15 protein-coding genes are annotated in these 15,551 nt (G+C 70.3%); 7 read left to right on the top strand and 8 right to left on the bottom strand.

The window, feature by feature from the left end; genetic code table 11:
- Positions 1-140: 140 nt before the first annotated feature.
- The 3 genes from ACIRQ9_RS36705 to ACIRQ9_RS36695 all read left to right on the top strand — a co-directional run bounded on the left by ACIRQ9_RS36705 (position 141) and on the right by ACIRQ9_RS36695 (position 1,711).
- On the top strand, positions 141-554 hold the full coding sequence (locus ACIRQ9_RS36705; RefSeq protein ID WP_404183898.1) for a BlaI/MecI/CopY family transcriptional regulator: 414 nt from the start codon (positions 141-143) through the stop codon (positions 552-554).
- A gap of 9 nt (positions 555-563) precedes the next feature.
- Positions 564-1,097 carry an amino-acid N-acetyltransferase gene (locus ACIRQ9_RS36700; protein WP_351317757.1) on the top strand — a complete coding sequence of 178 codons (534 nt, stop codon included), beginning with the start codon at positions 564-566 and terminating at the stop codon, positions 1,095-1,097.
- Between the two features lie 278 nt (positions 1,098-1,375).
- The gene (locus ACIRQ9_RS36695) at positions 1,376-1,711 is read left to right on the top strand and encodes an Lsr2 family protein (RefSeq protein WP_404183894.1); all 336 of its coding nucleotides are present in this window, start codon (positions 1,376-1,378) and stop codon (positions 1,709-1,711) included.
- Here the strand turns inward: ACIRQ9_RS36695 and ACIRQ9_RS36690 are convergent.
- Positions 1,690-2,409: an SCO3374 family protein gene (locus ACIRQ9_RS36690; protein ID WP_404183891.1), complete on the bottom strand. Its 720-nt coding sequence runs from the start codon at positions 2,407-2,409 to the stop codon at positions 1,690-1,692. The two genes, ACIRQ9_RS36695 and ACIRQ9_RS36690, sit on opposite strands and share 22 nt — an antisense overlap.
- A gap of 431 nt (positions 2,410-2,840) precedes the next feature.
- On the opposite strand from ACIRQ9_RS36690, the gene ACIRQ9_RS36685 reads away from it, so the two are divergent.
- Entirely contained in the window at positions 2,841-5,366 is a 2,526-nt protein-coding gene (locus tag ACIRQ9_RS36685) for an ATP-dependent Clp protease ATP-binding subunit (protein WP_351317762.1), read from the top strand.
- 71 nt (positions 5,367-5,437) lie between these two features.
- On the opposite strand, the gene ACIRQ9_RS36680 is transcribed toward ACIRQ9_RS36685, so the two are convergent.
- Positions 5,438-6,040, bottom strand: a complete 603-nt coding sequence (locus ACIRQ9_RS36680) for an HAD family acid phosphatase (RefSeq protein WP_404183888.1) — start codon at positions 6,038-6,040, stop codon at positions 5,438-5,440.
- 446 nt (positions 6,041-6,486) lie between these two features.
- On the opposite strand from ACIRQ9_RS36680, the gene ACIRQ9_RS36675 reads away from it, so the two are divergent.
- Positions 6,487-7,038, top strand: a complete 552-nt coding sequence (locus ACIRQ9_RS36675; RefSeq protein WP_404183885.1) for a M23 family metallopeptidase — start codon at positions 6,487-6,489, stop codon at positions 7,036-7,038.
- Between the two features lie 30 nt (positions 7,039-7,068).
- On the opposite strand, the gene ACIRQ9_RS36670 is transcribed toward ACIRQ9_RS36675, so the two are convergent.
- Positions 7,069-7,668: a TetR/AcrR family transcriptional regulator gene (locus ACIRQ9_RS36670; RefSeq protein ID WP_351317768.1), complete on the bottom strand. Its 600-nt coding sequence runs from the start codon at positions 7,666-7,668 to the stop codon at positions 7,069-7,071.
- Between the two features lie 160 nt (positions 7,669-7,828).
- Between ACIRQ9_RS36670 and ACIRQ9_RS36665 the strand changes: the two genes are divergently transcribed.
- Complete coding sequence (locus ACIRQ9_RS36665; protein ID WP_404183882.1) at positions 7,829-9,433, top strand: MDR family MFS transporter; 1,605 nt, start codon at positions 7,829-7,831, stop codon at positions 9,431-9,433.
- A gap of 112 nt (positions 9,434-9,545) precedes the next feature.
- On the opposite strand, the gene cseC is transcribed toward ACIRQ9_RS36665, so the two are convergent.
- The 5 genes from cseC to ACIRQ9_RS36640 all read right to left on the bottom strand — a co-directional run bounded on the left by cseC (position 9,546) and on the right by ACIRQ9_RS36640 (position 14,009).
- Positions 9,546-10,925, bottom strand: coding sequence for a two-component system sensor histidine kinase CseC (cseC, locus tag ACIRQ9_RS36660; protein ID WP_404183879.1), 1,380 nt, complete (start codon positions 10,923-10,925; stop codon positions 9,546-9,548).
- 11 nt (positions 10,926-10,936) lie between these two features.
- Positions 10,937-11,641, bottom strand: coding sequence for a two-component system response regulator CseB (cseB, locus tag ACIRQ9_RS36655; protein WP_404183877.1), 705 nt, complete (start codon positions 11,639-11,641; stop codon positions 10,937-10,939).
- Between the two features lie 30 nt (positions 11,642-11,671).
- Positions 11,672-12,340: a hypothetical protein gene (locus tag ACIRQ9_RS36650; protein WP_404183874.1), complete on the bottom strand. Its 669-nt coding sequence runs from the start codon at positions 12,338-12,340 to the stop codon at positions 11,672-11,674.
- The gene (locus ACIRQ9_RS36645; RefSeq protein WP_093499987.1) at positions 12,328-12,867 is read right to left on the bottom strand and encodes a SigE family RNA polymerase sigma factor; all 540 of its coding nucleotides are present in this window, start codon (positions 12,865-12,867) and stop codon (positions 12,328-12,330) included. Before ACIRQ9_RS36645 ends, ACIRQ9_RS36650 begins: the two co-directional genes overlap by 13 nt.
- Before the next feature lie 266 nt (positions 12,868-13,133).
- On the bottom strand, positions 13,134-14,009 hold the full coding sequence (locus ACIRQ9_RS36640; protein ID WP_404183871.1) for an A/G-specific adenine glycosylase: 876 nt from the start codon (positions 14,007-14,009) through the stop codon (positions 13,134-13,136).
- 208 nt (positions 14,010-14,217) lie between these two features.
- Here ACIRQ9_RS36640 and ACIRQ9_RS36635 point away from each other — a divergent pair, with 208 nt between their 5' ends.
- Positions 14,218-15,069: a hypothetical protein gene (locus ACIRQ9_RS36635; RefSeq protein WP_404183869.1), complete on the top strand. Its 852-nt coding sequence runs from the start codon at positions 14,218-14,220 to the stop codon at positions 15,067-15,069.
- Positions 15,070-15,551 lie beyond the last annotated feature (482 nt).

The following is a 15,551-nucleotide window of genomic DNA, read 5'->3' as shown; positions in this document are numbered from 1 at the left end:
ACCACGGCCGCACCCCGCGCCGTACGCCCTTTTTGATCGGCTTTGTCACCAAAAGTGCCCGTCCGGTACGCCATTGGCCGCATCTCCCACTATTGTTCTGAGTTGTGCCTCGCCCATTGGGAGAACTCGAAGACACGGTCATGACGCGGGTGTGGAAGTGGAACCGCCCGGTGACCGTTCGAGAAGTCCTGGAAGACCTCCAGCAGGAACGGTCCATCGCGTACACCACGGTGATGACCGTTTTGGACAATCTCCATCAGAAGGGCTGGGTGCGGCGGGAGGCCGAAGGCCGCGCCTATCGATATGAGGCCGTCTCCACACGGGCCGCCTACGCCGCCGCCCTCATGAACGACGCGTGGTCCCACAGTGACAACCCGGCCGCCGCTCTCGTCGCCTTCTTCGGGATGATGAGCGAGGAACAGCGCCAGTCCCTGCGGGACGCCGTACGGATCGTGCAGGGCCCCGATAGACCGCAACCGCAGGAAGAACGCGAAGCCCGGGAAGCCCCGCAGGAGGAGAACCCCGGCTCCATGGCGGACCACGGCGGGCGATAGCGTCCGCTCATGTCAGCGATGCGCCCCGAAGTCACCGCAAAAGCCATCACCGTCAGGCGGGCCCGCACCGCCGATGTCCCGGCGGTGCGCCGACTCCTTGACGCCTACGTCCGCGGCCGCATCCTCCTCGACAAAGCCACGGTGATGCTTTACGAGGACATCCAGGAGTTCTGGGTCGCCGAACGCGACGACAACGCCGAGGTGGTCGGCTGCGGCGCGCTGCACGTCATGTGGGAAGACCTCGCCGAAGTGCGCACTCTCGCGGTGAAGCCGGGCCTCAAGGGCGCCGGCGTCGGTCATCAGTTGCTGGAGAAGTTGCTGGAGACCGCGCGTTGGCTCGGTGTTCGCCGCGTTTTCTGTCTGACCTTCGAAGTCGAGTTCTTCGGCAAGCACGGCTTCGTGGAGATCGGCGAGACGCCCGTGGACACCGATGTCTACGCGGAGCTGTTGCGCTCCTATGACGAGGGCGTCGCGGAGTTCCTCGGACTCGAACGGGTGAAACCGAACACCTTGGGCAACAGCCGGATGCTTCTGCATCTGTGATCGCCCGGAGGGATCGCGGCGGACAAGAGGCTTCGCCGCCGAGTTGGCCGGGAGATCGGCCCCTATTCCGGATGCATCGCCGTGCCCCGGTGCCCTATGTCCGAAACGCGCATGTTTCCGCGTGGGAGCGGGCCCCTCGGTCTCTCCCAGGGGTTTGTGTTTTTCCCGCAAAAGCGGTTTGCTTTCGGACGTAGTGCAGTACTGCATATAACAGGGGGCGGCGAAACGGCGGGCGCCGCACACCCGCGGCCCTGAAGTTATCGATGAAAGGAAATCCGGTGGCACAGAAGGTTCAGGTCCTTCTTGTCGACGACCTCGACGGCGGCGAGGCGGACGAGACCGTGACGTTCGCGCTGGACGGCAAGACGTACGAGATCGATCTCACGACTGCCAATGCGGACAAGCTGCGCGGCCTTCTCGACCCCTACGTCAAGGGCGGTCGTCGTACCGGTGGCCGTGCGTCGGGCGGACGTGGAAAGGCCCGCGCGGCGACCGGCGGCAGCCAGGACACCGCGCAGATCCGCGCGTGGGCCAAGGAGAACGGCTACGAGGTCAACGACCGCGGCCGTGTCCCCGCGACGATCCGCCAGGCCTACGAGGACGCCAACGCCTGATCGTCGGCAGGTCCGTGGCTCGCGCGCAGCAACCGGACCCGGTGGCACTCGGTGGCCATCGTGTCCACCAGTCGTACGAGATCGGGGACGCGATGCGCGTCCCCCATGGCCGACCTCGCCGACAGCGTCGGCATGCTCGGAAGCGAGGCCTCGACCTCGCGCCCGGGCTCGGGGGGCCGCAGCCACACGGCGGCCCCCTGCACGGCTTCCCATGAACCGGCCTGGCCCTCGGTGACGGCCTCGGCGGCCTCGGCCACGGCGCGGACCCCGGCGGGGACCGGCTCGGGCCGTGCCGGAGCGGTCATCCGGCCCTGCGCCCCCAGCGCCCGCAGGTCCAGGTCCAGTGCGCCCCACTCCAGCCAGTCCAGCAGTCCCGGCAGCTCCTGCGCGCTTCCCGCGGCCACCAGCAGCCGCATCCGGTCGCCCCGGAGCGCCACCGGAGAGCCCGGCACCAGATGCCTGAGCGCCTTCGCGCCCGCCGCCGCCGGCACGTCGAGCACGTCGAAACGCACGCCCGTGACCAGACGCAACGGTTCTCCGGGCGCCCCGGGCACGGTCGCCCAGCCCAGATCGTTCTCGTACCAGTGCCGGAGCCGGGCCGCGGGCCCGTCCGGTCCTGCGGTGCCACCGGCACCGGAACCGAGCGGACGACAGGGGTGAGGGACCGTGGAAGCGGCCAGGGGAACCGTGCCAGCCATGCCCGGCGCAACCGCCGCGGACCCGTCCGAGTTACGCTGTGTGCGCCCACGGATGCGCAGAGTTCCGGAATCGAGGGGCCGCGGGGGTCCGGAGGGACGCAAGGCTGTTCGCCCGTAGCGGAGGGACCAGGGGCATACGGCATGGACTGTCGGTCCGGGCGGGTAAGACATCCCTAGTGGGAGGGGGGCGACACGCTGGCGGGGCCGCCTCGCGTTCGCCATCGGCGTACTGGCGGAAGGGGTAACTGCCTGGCCTGCGGGAACATCGTCTCGCACCATCGGGTTGGAGCATATGTCGGCGTTCGGGGTCAGGAGGCCATCGACGGTGTCGGCAGTTGGAATGAGCGGTCCCCGCTTGCGGGACTAAGCTGCGGAAGGACAGAGAGGGGAAGTTCCCCCCACTGCCTGACCGCTCTGAGGAGCGATTAACGATGTTCGAGAGGTTCACCGACCGCGCGCGGCGGGTTGTCGTCCTGGCTCAGGAAGAAGCCCGGATGCTCAACCACAACTACATCGGCACCGAGCACATCCTCCTGGGCCTGATCCACGAGGGTGAGGGTGTCGCCGCCAAGGCCCTTGAGAGCCTCGGGATTTCGCTCGAGGCGGTCCGCCAGCAGGTGGAGGAGATCATCGGCCAGGGCCAGCAGGCCCCGTCCGGGCACATCCCCTTCACCCCCCGTGCCAAGAAGGTCCTGGAGCTGTCGCTGCGGGAGGCCCTTCAGCTGGGCCACAACTACATCGGCACGGAGCACATCCTGCTCGGCCTGATCCGTGAGGGCGAGGGCGTCGCCGCCCAGGTCCTGGTCAAGCTGGGCGCAGATCTCAACCGGGTGCGGCAGCAGGTCATCCAGCTGCTCTCCGGATACCAGGGCAAGGAGACCGCCACCGCCGGCGGCCCTGCCGAGGGCACCCCCTCGACGTCCCTGGTCCTCGACCAGTTCGGCCGGAACCTCACCCAGGCCGCTCGTGAGTCCAAGCTCGACCCGGTCATCGGGCGCGAGAAGGAGATCGAGCGGGTCATGCAGGTGCTGTCCCGCCGTACCAAGAACAACCCGGTCCTGATCGGTGAGCCCGGCGTCGGCAAGACCGCCGTCGTCGAGGGCCTGGCCCAGGCCATCGTCAAGGGCGAGGTGCCCGAGACCCTCAAGGACAAGCACCTCTACACCCTGGACCTCGGCGCCCTGGTCGCCGGCTCCCGCTACCGCGGTGACTTCGAGGAGCGCCTGAAGAAGGTGCTCAAGGAGATCCGCACCCGCGGCGACATCATCCTGTTCATCGACGAGCTGCACACGCTGGTCGGTGCGGGTGCCGCCGAGGGCGCCATCGACGCCGCTTCGATCCTGAAGCCGATGCTGGCCCGCGGTGAGCTGCAGACCATCGGTGCCACCACCCTGGACGAGTACCGCAAGCACCTGGAGAAGGACGCGGCCCTCGAGCGCCGCTTCCAGCCCATCCAGGTCGCCGAGCCGTCCCTGCCGCACACGATCGAGATCCTCAAGGGTCTGCGTGACCGGTACGAGGCCCACCACCGGGTCTCCATCACGGACGAGGCGCTGGTCCAGGCGGCCACCCTGGCCGACCGCTACATCTCGGACCGCTTCCTGCCCGACAAGGCGATCGACCTCATCGACGAGGCCGGCTCCCGGATGCGCATCCGCCGGATGACCGCTCCGCCGGACCTGCGCGAGTTCGACGAGAAGATCGCCGCCGTCCGCCGGGACAAGGAGTCCGCGATCGACTCGCAGGACTTCGAGAAGGCCGCCTCCCTCCGCGACAAGGAGAAGCAGCTCCTGGCCGCCAAGGCCAAGCGGGAGAAGGAGTGGAAGGCCGGCGACATGGACGTCGTCGCCGAGGTCGACGGCGAGCTGATCGCCGAGGTGCTGGCCACCGCCACGGGCATCCCGGTCTTCAAGCTCACCGAGGAGGAGTCCTCGCGTCTGCTGCGCATGGAGGACGAGCTCCACAAGCGGGTCATCGGCCAGGTCGACGCCGTCAAGGCGCTGTCGAAGGCGATCCGCCGTACGCGTGCCGGTCTGAAGGACCCGAAGCGCCCCGGTGGCTCGTTCATCTTCGCCGGCCCGTCCGGTGTCGGTAAGACCGAGCTGTCCAAGGCCCTCGCCGAGTTCCTCTTCGGTGACGAGGACGCGCTGATCTCCCTCGACATGTCGGAGTTCAGCGAGAAGCACACGGTGTCGCGTCTCTTCGGTTCGCCCCCCGGCTACGTGGGCTACGAGGAGGGCGGCCAGCTGACCGAGAAGGTCCGCCGCAAGCCGTTCTCCGTCGTCCTCTTCGACGAGGTCGAGAAGGCCCACCCGGACATCTTCAACAGCCTGCTGCAGATCCTTGAGGACGGTCGCCTGACCGACTCCCAGGGCCGGGTCGTGGACTTCAAGAACACGGTCATCATCATGACGACCAACCTCGGCACCCGGGACATCTCCAAGGGCTTCAACCTGGGCTTCGCGGCCTCGGGTGACACGAAGACCAACTACGAGCGCATGAAGAACAAGGTCCAGGACGAGCTCAAGCAGCACTTCCGGCCCGAGTTCCTCAACCGCGTCGACGACGTGGTCGTCTTCCCGCAGCTGACGCAGGAGGACATCCTGCGGATCGTCGACCTGATGGTCGGCAAGGTGGACGAGCGCCTGAAGGACCGGGACATGGGCATCGAGCTCTCCCAGTCCGCCAAGGAGCTGCTGTCCAAGAAGGGCTACGACCCGGTGCTGGGCGCGCGTCCGCTGCGTCGCACGATCCAGCGCGAGATCGAGGACACCCTCTCGGAGAAGATCCTCTTCGGCGAGCTGCGTCCCGGTCACATCGTGGTCGTCGACACGGAGGGCGAGGGCGAGACCAAGACCTTCACCTTCCGCGGTGAGGAGAAGTCGGCGCTGCCCGACGTCCCGCCGATCGAGCAGGCGGCCGGCGGAGCCGGTCCGAACCTGAGCAAGGAGGCGTAACCCTCCAGGGTTCGCCGAACGCGAGGGGCCGGTGCTTTCCCAAGCACCGGCCCCTCGCGCGTGCCCGCCCGCTAGGAGAGCTGGCCGTCGTAGTCGGGCAGCTTGTACGTCTTCTCCGCGTGGCCGCCGGAGAGGTCGGTGGCGCTGTTGCCGATGTTCGCGATGATCGTGTAGCCGTTGTTCTCGATGTCGACGCGCTGGGCGGTCTTGTAGGCGGCGACGTCCTTGAAGAGGTCGAAGAAGCCGCGGACGTAGAGGCCGGAGACGGCGTAGCCGTCGTGTTCGAGGTTGTACTCGGTCGGCAGGGCGATGATGCCGGGACGGGCCGTGACGAAGAACAGGGCGACGCCGTGCTCCTGGGCGTAGCGGGCGACGTTCAGGACCGGCTTGTTGGCCGGCTGCGGGAAGCTGAAGCCGAAGTCGGTCTCCAGGGTGGTGTTGTCGACGTCGAAGACGATCGCCTGCCGCTCGCCCGGCGTGGCCGCGGCGACGCGCTGCTTCAGGTAGGGCAGGGCCTGGTCCATCACGGACTGGCAGTCCCGCTGCCAGGTGGCGTAGTCGACCGCGGTGGAGCTGCTCGCCGTCGCGGCCCGCGCCGGCGCGGCCATCCCGGCGAGGGCGGCCACGGAGACGGCGGTGACGGACATGCGGCGGGTCCAGGTGCCTGTGGTCATCGGTGGGGGTGTCCTCTCACGTCCACGGCTGTGTCAGGGGCATGATGAACCGACGAGGTGGCGCGAAGGAAGCCCCCGGGTTACTTGCGGGTAGGCGGTGCGAGGTGCGGGTCACATCCGGGCGTCCGCGAGAGGCCGCCGCCGGTGACATAGCGCACGGGCGAAATGCCCGTTACTAGCCGGGATAGTGGGCCCGAAAGCAGCCGCAAAAGGGATATTTCTTCCCATGTCACCCAGGTGTGAACGAGTGGCGAGCCCGGGTTGCGCAACGGGAACCCCTCTGTCAAGAAAGGGTCAACTCCGTCACCGCGTACTAGCCGACGTCGTAGACGGTGACGTTTGAGTGCGGTGCGGCTTTCGGGTTACCAAGAGATGCCCCGTTCGGCGGCTCCCGGTCTCGGCCGGTGCCGGAAGGGGCTCCCTGTTGCCTACCCCACGAGGTTCCGATGTCCCTGCGCGTCGCTCTCCGTGCCCCCCGTACGTCCTCCCTCCGCAAGCGGGCCGCCGTTCTGGCCGCCGGCATCGGAGTCACGGCCGTGGTGGGCTCGGGTGTCGCGTCGGCCGCCGCCCCGAATGCCGCCGCCTGGATCGACCCGGTGCGGAAGTACACCCTCTCCGCGAGCTTCGACCAGGCCGGCGGCATGTGGGCCGCCAAGCACAGCGGCCAGGACTTCGCGGTGCCGGTCGGCACCCAGGTCGTCGCCGCGCACGGCGGCACCGTCGTCAAGGCCGGCGGCAACGGCGCCGGTGACGGCCCCGCGTACGGCAACGCCGTCGTCGTCAAGCACGCCAACGGCCAGTACTCGCAGTACGCCCACCTGTCCCGGGTCGACGTCCGGGTCGGGCAGGTCGTCAGGACCGGCCAGCACATCGCGCTCTCCGGCAACACCGGCAACTCCACCGGGCCGCACCTGCACTTCGAGATCCGTACGACCCCGAACTACGGCTCCGCGATCAACCCGGTCGTCTTCCTGCGCGCCAAGGGCGTGACCGTCTGAGCGGCGTGACCGTCCGAACGGCGTGATCGCCTAGACGGCGGGGCCGGAGCCCTGATGGGCCTGGGTCACCAGGTCCAGGGCGACCTCCAGGACGGCGTCCTGCTTCTTCTCGGGGTCGCCCTCCAGGTCCTGCATGACGAACATGCCCGCGTGCAGCGTGAACATCGCGCTGATGCAGCGGACCTGGTCGGTCAGGGGCGCGTCCGGGTCGACGAAGATGCCCCGCAGGTCGCGCATCCGGTCCTTGAAGGTGTCGCCGATCCGCAGCTCGCGGACGGTCGCCTGGTTCTCCTGCATGAAGCGGAACAGCGGTCCGGCCTCGGCGAGCGCCCGGCTGTACCGCCGTACGATCTCCAGCTTGATCTCCAGCGTGTGCGGCTGGCCCTCGCCCCACTCGATCAGGTCCTGGATCGGCCGTGTCAGGTCCTCGAAGACGCTGACGAGGATCTCTTCCTTGGTCTTGAAGTGGTAGTACAGAGCCGCCTTGGTGACGTCGAGGCGCTCGGCGATCTCGCGCAGGGAGGTCTTCTCGTACCCCTGCTCGGCGAAGAGTTCCAGCGCCACGTCCTGGATGCGCTGACGGGTGTTGCCCCGCCGCTGCTGCTTGGTGCCGTCCATGGTGACGCCCATCCTCTTACTCCTCGCACTCCCGCGAAAACTCGCCCTGCCGGTTGCCGACGCCCGGTCCGGTAACTTACTTGACGACCGGCTAGTGACAGGTCTACCTTTCACAGTGTACTGAACTAGCCGGGCGGCAAGTAAGTAGCTGCCGTCAGGGGGAGTGGGAGAGATGGCGGACATCCAGGCGGCCGGGACCGGCCAGGAGTCACCAGGGGCACCGGTCGCGGCGGATGCGTCGGCGAAACAGCCCAAGAGCGTGCGGGTCGTGATCCTCGCGCTGATGATCGCGATGATGCTCGCGATGCTCGACAACATGATCGTCGGTACGGCGATGCCGACGATCGTGGGAGACCTCGGGGGCCTCGAACACCTCTCGTGGGTCGTCACCGCGTACACCCTCGCCACCGCGGCGGCCACCCCCATCTGGGGCAAGCTCGGCGACATGTACGGGCGCAAGGGCGCCTTCCTGACCTCCATAGTCATCTTCCTGGTCGGCTCCGCGCTCAGCGGCATGGCCCAGAACATGGGCGAGCTGATCGGGTTCCGGGCCGTTCAGGGGCTCGGGGCCGGTGGCCTCATGGTCGGCGTCATGGCCATCATCGGCGACCTCGTGCCGCCCCGTGAGCGAGGCAAGTACCAGGGCATGATGGCCGGTGTCATGGCGCTCGCGATGATCGGCGGCCCGCTGGTCGGCGGCACCATCACCGACAACTGGGGCTGGCGCTGGGCCTTCTACATCAACCTGCCGCTCGGCGTGGTCGCGCTGGCCGCCGTCACCGCCGTCCTGCACCTGCCGAAGAAGCGCGGCACGGCGCGCATCGACTACCTCGGCGCCGGCCTGCTCACCCTCGGCATCACCGCGATCGTGCTGGTCACCACCTGGGGCGGCTCCGAGTACGCCTGGACGTCCGCGCGGATCATGGAACTGATCGCCATCGGTGTCGTCGCACTCATCGGGTTCGTCTTCTGGCAGACCAGGGCCGCCGAGCCCGTCCTGCCGCTGCACATCTTCCGCAGCCTCAACTTCACCCTGATGTCGGTCATCGGCTTCATCGTGGGCTTCGTGATGTTCGGCGCCACGCTCTTCCTGCCGCTGTACCAGCAGGCCGTGCAGGGCGCCTCCGCGACCAACTCCGGTCTGCTGCTGCTTCCGATGCTCGGCGCGATGCTGGTGACCTCGCTGGTCGCTGGCCGGGTCACCACCAGCACCGGCCGCTACAAGATCTTCCCCCTGCTGGGCGGTGTGCTGCTGGCCATCGGGCTGTACCTGCTGTCCACCATGGACACCGACACCACCCGGTTCGTCTCGGGCGTGTACATGGCCGTCGTCGGCCTCGGCATGGGCTGCCTGATGCAGATCACCATGCTGGTCGCGCAGAACAGCGTGGAGATGAAGGACATGGGCGTCGCGTCCTCGTCCACCACCCTGTTCCGTACCCTCGGCTCCTCCTTCGGTGTCGCCATCATGGGCGCGATCTTCAACGACCGGGTCAAGGACGAGATGGCCGCACGGGCCGGCGGACTGGGCTCCAAGGTCACCGAGCAGTCGGCCTCGCTGGACGCGGCGAGCCTGGCGAAGCTGCCGGCCGCGGTGCGCGAGGCGTACCAGCACGCGGTGTCGGCGGGCACGCACTCGGCGTTCCTGCTCGGCGCGGTGATCGCGGTGGCGGTCGTGGCGGCGGCGGTGTTCGTCAAGGAGGTGCCGCTGCGCGGCGGCCCCCAGAAGGCGGGCTCCGGCGAGGCGGCACCGCTTCCGGTCGTCGAAGCGGTCTGAGCGAGGCGAGCGGCGTCCTCGCGACGCGTACGGGTGGCCCCGGGGACGGATGTCCCCGGGGCCACCCGGCTTTGTCGGTGCCGGGCCGGTACCGCGGCAGGACCCCGGCGGGTCAGCGGGCCGACTGGGCCGGGCCCGGCAGCATCGGGTAGCTGCCGGTGGCCGTCGGGGCGTGCTCGGGCAGCCAGAGCACGGCCACCGCGCCCTCCGCCGGGAGGTGCGCGGGCGAGCCGGCCGGACGGATGTTGCGGAACGTCAGCCGGGCGCCCAGGACGCGCGCCTGGCCGGCCGCGATGGTCAGGCCCAGGCCGTGTCCCTGGCCCGCGCGGTCCTCGCTGCCGGTGCGGAAGCGGCTCGGGCCCTCCGCGAGGAGTTTCTCGGGGAAGCCGGGGCCGTGGTCGCGGACCCGGATCACCCGGCCCTCGACGGTCACCTCGATGGGCGGCCTGCCGTGCCGGGCCGCGTTGGCGAGCAGGTTGAACAGCACCCGCTCCAGGCGGCGCGGATCGGTGGTGACCTCCGACTCGTGGACCACCCGCACCTCGATCGCCGGGTCCTTCGCGGCCACCCGGCGGGCGACGAACTCGCCCAGCATGATGTCCTGCAGCTCGGCGCGTTCGGAGGCGCTGTCGAGCCGGGCCACCTCCAGGACGTCCTCGACCAGGGTGCGCATGGCCTTGGCCCGGTCCAGGACCAGCTCGGTCGGCCGGCCCGGCGGCAGCAGTTCGGCGGCCGTGAGCAGGCCCGTCACCGGCGTGCGCAGTTCGTGGGCGATGTCGGCCGTGACCCGCCGCTCGGCCTCCAGGCGCTGCTGCAACGCGTCCGCCATGGCGTCCACCGCACGGGCCAGGTCGTCGGTCTCGTCGCGCACGACGCCGCCGATCGCCTCCCGTACCCGTACGTCCGGCTCGCCCTGGGCGACCTGGTTGGCCGCAGCCGCCGCCTTGCGCAGCCGCCGCGAGAGCTGCCCGCCGATCAGCACGCCGAGCGCGCTGCCGCCGAGGACGACCGCGATGGAGCCGATGACGAGGGCCTGGTCGAGGTCCTTGAGCACATCGCTGCTCCGGTTCGGGAAGGTGCCGTGCAGGGACAGCACCCGCCCGTCCTTGGCCTGCACCGCCGCCCAGATGTCCGGCGCGCCGCCGCCCGGGTCGATGACGTCGGTCGCCCGGCGGCCCGCGTCGACCCGCTCCCGCAGGGCCGGCGGCAGCTCGGGGTCGTTGACCTTCACGTCCGGGAAGTTCGCCCGTCCGTACAGCTCGTAGTTGCGCTGGGCGATCTGCAGCCGTTCGTTGGCCAGGTCGCGCGCGTTGTCCAGCATCGAGACCCGGGCCGCGTTGTGCACCACCAGGCTCAGCGCGACCGCGACGAGCGCGCCGACCAGCGCGATCGCCGCGCTCAGCTTCCACCGCAGCCCGGTGCGCAGCCCCGGTCCCCGGTGCCCGACGGACCGCTGGACGGATCTCCTGATGGATCTGATGAGCCCCCGCATGACCGCCCCGCTCAGGCCTTCAGCTTGTAACCGAAACCGCGGACCGTCTCGATCCGGTCCTGGCCGATCTTCGTACGCAGCCGCTGCACATGGACGTCGACGACGCGGGTGTCCCCGCCCCAGCCGTAGTCCCAGACGCGTTCCAGCAGCTTGTCCCGCGAGAGCACGGTCCCCGGCGCCGAGGAGAACTCCAGGAGCAGCCGCATCTCGGTCGGGGTGAGCGCCACCGGCTGTCCGGCCCGGCGCACCTCCATGCCCTCGGTGTCGATCTCCAGCTCGCCGAAGGTCAGCGGGCCGCCGGCCGCCTCGGCCGCGTCCCCGTGCGGCCGGTCGCCGCCGTTCGCGTGCCCGAAGCGCCGCAGCACGGCACGGATCCGGGCCACCAGGACCGCGCCGTCGAACGGCTTGGTGACGTAGTCGTCGGCGCCCGCCTCCAGACCCAGCACCACGTCGATGGAGTCGGCGCGCGCCGACAGCATGATCACCGGCACCGTGGACTCGTCACGGATGCGCCGGCACAGACTCACCCCGTCCAGGCCCGGCACCATCACGTCAAGCAGGGCGATGTCGGGCCGGTCGGCGCGGAACGCCTCCAGGCCGGACAGCCCGTCGGGCATGGCGGTGACCGCGAAGCCGTCCCGCTCCAGGGCGAGCTGGGTGGCCTCGCGGATGACGTCGTCGTCCTCGACGAACAGGACGTGGGTCTGGTCTGCCATCCCTGCTCTCTCGTGTGGTGGGGGTGGGGGTCAGCCGGCGGTCGAGGGGCCCGGTGTGGCACCGCCGCTGCCGGTCGCGTTGCCGTAGTCGGTGTGGTGGAAGTCCTGTTGGACGAAGCGGCCCCCGGTCCAGCCGTAGGTGATCACGTTCTCACCGGACGGGCTCGACACCGGGTCGCCCTTCTCGTACACCTGTTTGGTGACGCTCAGGTCGCCGCGGTCGATCTCCGCGTAGACCGGGGACTCCTCGGCCTTGAACACATTCTTGTACCCGCCGCCCTCCCCGCGGTACACGTACGCCCCCACCCCGACCGCGTCTCCGCAGGTCAGCACGTTCACGACGATGTCCTCGGTCGGGCCGCCGGTCAGATCGCCGTAGGTGACGTCGACCGGGTACTGGTCGCCCGCGCACGGCTTGAGGTCCCGTTTCACGGTGGCCGAGACCGCCGGGTCGGCCTTCACCAGGGCCACCGCGTCGACCTTCGCGTAGGTCTGCGACGGGTTGGGCGAGGGGACGGCGGCGGCCGGGGCCTTCCGCGCCGAGTCGGCGTGCGCCGGGCCCTCGTCACGGGCGCCGGTGCCGCCGGTACCGCAGGCGGCGGCGAAAAGGGCGAGGGCGGTGAGCACGGCCGCCGCCGTGCTCACCGCCTGTGCACTCGCCGGGCCCCTGCTGGGCCCTGTGCCGGTCAGGCCGCGCAACGCTCCCGCTCCTCACGCTCCAGCGCGCGTGCGTCGAGGTCGCGTGACTCCAGCTCCTCGCGGAGCCGGGCGAGCGCCCGGTGCAGCGTGCTCTTGACCGTTCCGGCCGACATGCCGAGGGCGGCGGCCGTCTCCTCCGTGGACATCTGCTCCCAGTGTCGCAGCACCACGACACTGCGCTGCTTCGGTGCCAGCACCTTCATGATGTCCATGAGGAGCGCGCGGTCCGCGTGCTGCTCGGTGGAGTCCTCCACGCACGCGTCGGGAAGCTGCTCGGTGGGGACCTCCTCCAGCTTCCGGGCCCGCCACCACTCGGTCCGCGTGTTGATCATGACTCGGCGCAGGTAGGCGTCCGCGAGCCGCTTGTCCTCGATGGTCTCCCAGCGGCCGTACGTCCGCACGAGCGCGGTCTGGAGCAGGTCCTGGGCGTCGGTGGGGTCGGGGACGAGCCGGCGGGCGCTGCGCAGCAGCGCGTCCTGCCGCGTGCGGACGTACTCCTCGAATTCGAGCACCTCGCCCTGCGCCATGATCAACCGCCTCCCGTTCCCCGTTTTCCCCGGCCCTGTGCCTGAGTTCCTGCCGTCCCGCGGTCGTGGCGGGCACAGAAACGAAGCTACGGACCTGTTGTCACGGGGCTGTGCGGAGCAGCCTTCGGCTAGCACTCGGCTGTCCGTCGGTTGTGTAACGGAAGTAGGTTCGGGGTAAGCGGGCGCAGGGTTATGTACGACTATGGGGGTATGTGCCGGGCAGGCGGGGCCGTAACACGGCCCCTCTGCTGTGATGTGGCTGTACGTCAGCCCAGCGGAAGCCGGTACAGACCGCCCGCGAGCGGCTCCACCAGCCCGTCCGAGACCAGCCCGTCCAGCGCGCGGGCCCGCTGCACCGGCTCGTGCCACACCCGGTCGAGCACCGTCTGCGTCACGGGCGCGTGCGCGTCGCGCAGCACCGCCAGCAGCTTGCCGCGCACCTGCCGGTCGGTACCGGCGTACGTCTGACCGCGCCGGGGCGGTCCCTCGTGCGCCGGCTTGCCGGCCAGCCGCCAGGCGCACTCCCCGGCGATCGGGCACCGCCCACACGTCTCGTTCTTCGCCGTGCACACCAGCGCGCCCAGTTCCATGGAGGCGGCGGCCCAGCGGGCGGCGGTCGGCTCGTCCTCGGGCAGCAGTTCGCGGGCGAGCCTGCGCTCGGCGGCGGTGGTGGCGTTCGGCGGGTACTGCACACCGGTCACCGCCCGCGCGAAGACCCGGCGCACGTTGGTGTCGAGCACGGCATGCCGCTGCCCGTACGCGAAGGACGCCACGGCCGCGGCGGTGTACTCGCCGATGCCCGGCAGGGCGAGCAGCTGCGCGTGGTCGGTCGGTACGTCGCCGCCGTGCCGTTCCGTTATGGCGACGGCGGCGCCGTGCAGGCGCAGGGCGCGGCGCGGGTAGCCGAGCCGGCCCCAGGCGCGCACCGCCTCGCCGGGCGCCTCGGCGGCGAGGTCGGCGGGGCGCGGCCAACGGGCCAGCCACTGCTCGTAGACGGGCAGCACCCGGCTGACCGGGGTCTGCTGCAGCATGAACTCGCTGACCATCACCCCCCACGGGCCCGCCTCCGGGCGGCGCCAGGGGAGGTCACGGGCATGGGCGTCGAACCAGGCGATCACGGGGGCGTGGAGCTTCTCAGTCATGTCCCTTCCGATCCTGCCACGTCCGGCCACGGCTGGGGTGGACGTGCTTCCCGGCGAGGCCCGACGGCTCTTCGGGGCCGTCCCGCGCGCCCGTTTCACGAAGAAGCGGTGTGCCGAAGGGAGTTGCCGGAATGATGATCCGGAAAAGTTGACGTTTGAGCGGCGGGTGGGGCGAGGAAGTGCATCGATCTCTCGTACAGTTTGCGCCGTGGGATCTCTGCGCAATCCGGTCGGGCCGCTTCCCTCCTCCATCTACTGGCGACGGAGGGTCGTCATGGTGTCCGTGGTCGCCGTGCTGGCGCTGCTGATCACCTGGATCGTGACGTCCGGTGGCGGCGGCGGCAAGAAGGGCTCCGACGGGGCGGACGGCAAGAATCCCGCGTCCACGATCACTCCGGGGCCGTCCGGCAGCGGGCCTGCGATCAGCCAGGCGCCCGGCGGGCGGGACGAGTCCAGCGGGGGCGGCGGCGCGTCGTCCGGCTCGGGCGGCGGTTCGAGTGCCGGTTCCAGTTCCGGTTCCGGCGGCGGGAGTTCGGACGGGTCGGGGGGCGGAGCCGCGGCCGGTTCCGGCGGGTCCTCGGGGTCCTCGTCGGGTTCGGGGGACGTCACCTCGGGCTCCGGCGGTACGGTCGCCTCGCTGCCCGGCACCTCCACGCTGCCCAACTGCACCGCCTCCGCCGTGTCGTTGGGGCTGAAGAGCCTGCACAACTCCTACTCGCCCGAGCAGACGCCGACCTTCGAACTCACCGCGAAGAACAAGTCGTCCAGCGACTGCAAGATCGATCTCGGGCCGAAGAAGGCGGTGTTGACGATCACGCCGGCGAGTGCGGACGACAGTTACTGGTCGTCGGCGGACTGTCCGAGGACGACGGCCACGCGGTGGTACCGGGTCCCTGCGGGCAGCGGCATCACCTACACCCTGAAGTGGGACCGCAAGCCGAGCGCTCCCCAGTGCGCGACGCCCGCCGCGGGCTCGGCGGGGTCCGGCACGTACCTCCTGGAAGCCGCGGCCCCCGGCTTCCCGAAGTCCCAGGCCTCCTTCGTCCTGACAGCGGACTGAACCCCACCGGCCGGGGGTTTCGCTCACCGGCGCCGGCAGGATCGCGCCCGTCAGGGGCGCGGGGAACGGCGCCTTCGGCCCCCGCCGGGCGGCAGTCGAGGTTTCTCGCGGTCCCGTCGGGCCGGGGTTTCTCTTGCCGGTGTTGGCCGGGTGCCGCTGCGCCCACCCGTGCCGCCCCAGCGGCACGACTGCCCGCAGCTGGGTGAGTATCTGCGCGCTCGGCCCTCCGCGGGCCGCGGGTGAGGAGGTGCTAGCCCTGCCGGGCGGGGGGTTTCGCTCGCCGGCGCCGGCAGGATCGCGCCCGTCAGGGGCGCGGGGAACGGCGCGCTCGGCCCCCGTCGGGTCGCGGATGAGGAGGTGCTCGGCCCCCGTCGGGTCGCGGGTGCGGAGGTGCTCGGCCCCCGTCGGGTCGCGGGTGCGGAGGTGCTCGGCCCCCGTCGGGTCGCGGGTGCGGAGGTGCTCGGCCCCCGTCGGGTCGCGGG

Source organism: Streptomyces sp. NPDC101237 (genome assembly GCF_044767465.1).
In the GTDB taxonomy this organism is placed as follows: Bacteria; Actinomycetota; Actinomycetes; order Streptomycetales; family Streptomycetaceae; genus Streptomyces; species Streptomyces gramineus.
This window is presented reverse-complemented; position numbering and strand designations above follow the sequence as displayed.